Origin of the sequence: Arthrobacter sp. 2YAF22_2 (genome assembly GCF_052114645.1) — a bacterium.
GTDB lineage: Bacteria > Actinomycetota > Actinomycetes > Actinomycetales > Micrococcaceae > Arthrobacter.
Genome location: NZ_JBFRFD010000535.1, coordinates 1 through 2,342, shown reverse-complemented (window position 1 = coordinate 2,342; position 2,342 = coordinate 1). Strand labels below are relative to the sequence as shown.

General features: G+C 67.0%; 3 protein-coding genes. 1 reads left to right on the top strand and 2 read right to left on the bottom strand.

Annotated features, from left to right (window positions below; all coding sequences use genetic code 11):
• The first annotated feature begins 168 nt into the window (after positions 1–168).
• Positions 169–1,026, top strand: coding sequence for a ParA family protein (locus tag AB4Y86_RS16980; protein ID WP_441403339.1), 858 nt, complete (start codon positions 169–171; stop codon positions 1,024–1,026).
• Positions 1,027–1,117: 91 nt separating this feature from the next.
• Here the strand turns inward: AB4Y86_RS16980 and AB4Y86_RS16975 are convergent, their stop codons facing one another.
• Both AB4Y86_RS16975 and AB4Y86_RS16970 read right to left on the bottom strand, forming a co-directional pair.
• Positions 1,118–1,714, bottom strand: coding sequence for a MerR family transcriptional regulator (locus AB4Y86_RS16975; protein ID WP_354235991.1), 597 nt, complete (start codon positions 1,712–1,714; stop codon positions 1,118–1,120).
• A gap of 263 nt (positions 1,715–1,977) precedes the next feature.
• Positions 1,978–2,342, bottom strand: a 365-nt coding sequence (locus AB4Y86_RS16970; RefSeq protein ID WP_441403338.1) for a bifunctional nuclease domain-containing protein, incomplete at its 5' end; no start/stop codon positions are given.

Below are 2,342 nucleotides of genomic sequence, written 5' to 3'. Positions count from 1 at the left end.
GCATGGTTCCCGGCTACCGGGAGGGCCGCCGGGCCGGATGAGACGGGTTTAGCCGGCGCATCAACATATGATGAATGCGTGGGTGGCGCATGCACGCCCCCGGCCCAAGGAACGCACGGGCCGGCATGACCCCGTCCCGGCAACCGGCGTTAGGTATTGGTTTTTCAAGTGCAAGTAGTCAGCATCAGCAGCCTCAAAGGCGGTGTCGGCAAGACCTCCGTGACAACCGGACTCGCGTCGGCCGCACTCGCAGCCGGCATCTCCACCCTCGTGGTCGATCTTGACCCGCACGCGGATGCCAGCACAGCCCTCGGTGTCCGCCCAGGCGAACAGTTGGACATCGGACGGATGCTCAAGGCCCCGCGACGGGCACGCCTCGCCGACAACGTAGTCCCCAGCGGCTGGGTGGAGCACGGCCCCGCGGGCTCCCCCGGCAGCTCCAACGGCGCAGCTGCGCCCGTCCTGGATGTCGCCGTCGGGTCCGCGTACACCGGGATCTATGACCGGCCCGACCTGGGCCGCCGCGACCTGCGCCGGCTCTCCTCGGTGCTGGCCGGCGCCGGGCAATACGAGCTGGTCCTGATCGATTGCCCGCCCTCGCTCAACGGGCTGACCCGGATGGCCTGGTCGGCCAGCGACAAGGTCACCCTGGTCGCGGAACCCGGGTTGTTCTCCGTCGCGGGAACGGAGCGCACCCTGCGCGCCATCCAGCTGTTCAGGCAGGAATTTGCGCCGGGGCTCTCCCCTGCCGGCATCGTCGCCAACCGGGTGCGTTCAGGCTCTTCGGAACACAGCTTCCGGCTCTCCGAGATGCAGTCCATGTTCGGCGAACTGCTGCTGTCTCCGCACATCCCGGAGCAGGCCAACTGGCAACAGATCCAGGGCGCGGCCCATTCGGTCCACCACTGGCCGGGCGATTCCGCCAAGAATGCAGCCGCCTTGTTCGACGCGCTGCTGGAGAACCTGCTGCAGACCGCCGCTCCGGGCGATGCGGCTGGACTGGTCCGCAACCGCAGCCGGCGCTGACCACAGCACCGCGGGGCCACTTGGCGGCCATCATGACGTGCACGATGGGCGCGAAGTGACCCCGCGTTGCTTTTAAGTAGTGGGCTGTGCGCTAGCCGATTTTCCGGGCGGCTCGGCGCTTGCTGAGTTCGTCGTCCGGAAAGGACTGGTCCGTGGCGTGTTCGCTCGGCAGGGCGGCAAGGCTCCCCTCGACTTCGCGCCAGACCCGGCCGACGGCGATGCCAAAGACACCCTGCCCGCCCTGGACCAGGTCGATGACCTCGTCCGCCGAGGTGCATTCGTAGACGCTGGCGCCGTCACTCATCAGGGTGATCTGGGCAAGGTCCTCGACCCCCCGCTCGCGGAGGTGTTCGACGGCGGTGCGGATCTGCTGGAGTGAGACGCCGGTGTCGAGGAGACGCTTGACGACCTTGAGCACGAGGATGTCACGGAAGCCGTAGAGCCGCTGCGAGCCGGAGCCCGCGGCGCCGCGCACTGCAGGCTCGACGAGTCCGGTGCGGGCCCAGTAGTCCAACTGCCGGTACGTGATTCCGGCGGCCTTGCACGCCGTCGGGCCGCGGTAGCCCGCGTCTTCGTCCAGGACCGGAAGATCTTCGGTGAACAGCAGGCCCTGGGCACCGCTTGCGGGCACAGCAACACCTGCCGTCGAGGCCTGCTTGAGCTCGCCTGCTTCGCCTTTCGGACTCACGTGGATCCTCCTTGTCATGAGTTCCCGTGGGAACTTGCAGCAACAGCGCGTTCTTCGGGACAGGCGTCGGTCGGAACGGCACTAAAATCATCCGTGTACGTCCGGATCCGGCTGCACTGTCCAGTGTGACTTGCGCGGCTGTTGTATGCAATGGGAACTTGTACCTCCGACGTTAGGCCTGCCGGGGCCCAAGGTCAAAGACGTCGGGGCTATTCCCGGGGCGTGTCGAAAGTTTCGACCTCGACTTTAAGCTTTGGGCCGTTTCAGCCGGCAAAATCCTCGGGTTCGACGTCGTCGAGGAACTCCCGGAAGCGCCGCAACTCACCCTCTTCGTCGACGGCGGGCCCGGGTTCGGTATCCTCACCGTCGTCGTGCTCGGTGATCCGCACACCGGCGTCCTCCATCACGGCGTCCGCGCACCAGATCCGGCATCRCGCGCGCAGGGCCAGTGCCAGGGCATCCGAGGCCCGCGAGCTGACGGTGGTGCCGTCGTCGAACTGGAGCTGGCCGTAGAAGATATTGTCCTCCACCGCGACGATGTTCACGCTGACGATCGTGTGGCCCAGCGCCTCGACGACGTCCACGAGCAGGTCGTGCGTCATGGGCCGCGGCGGGACCACACCCTGCT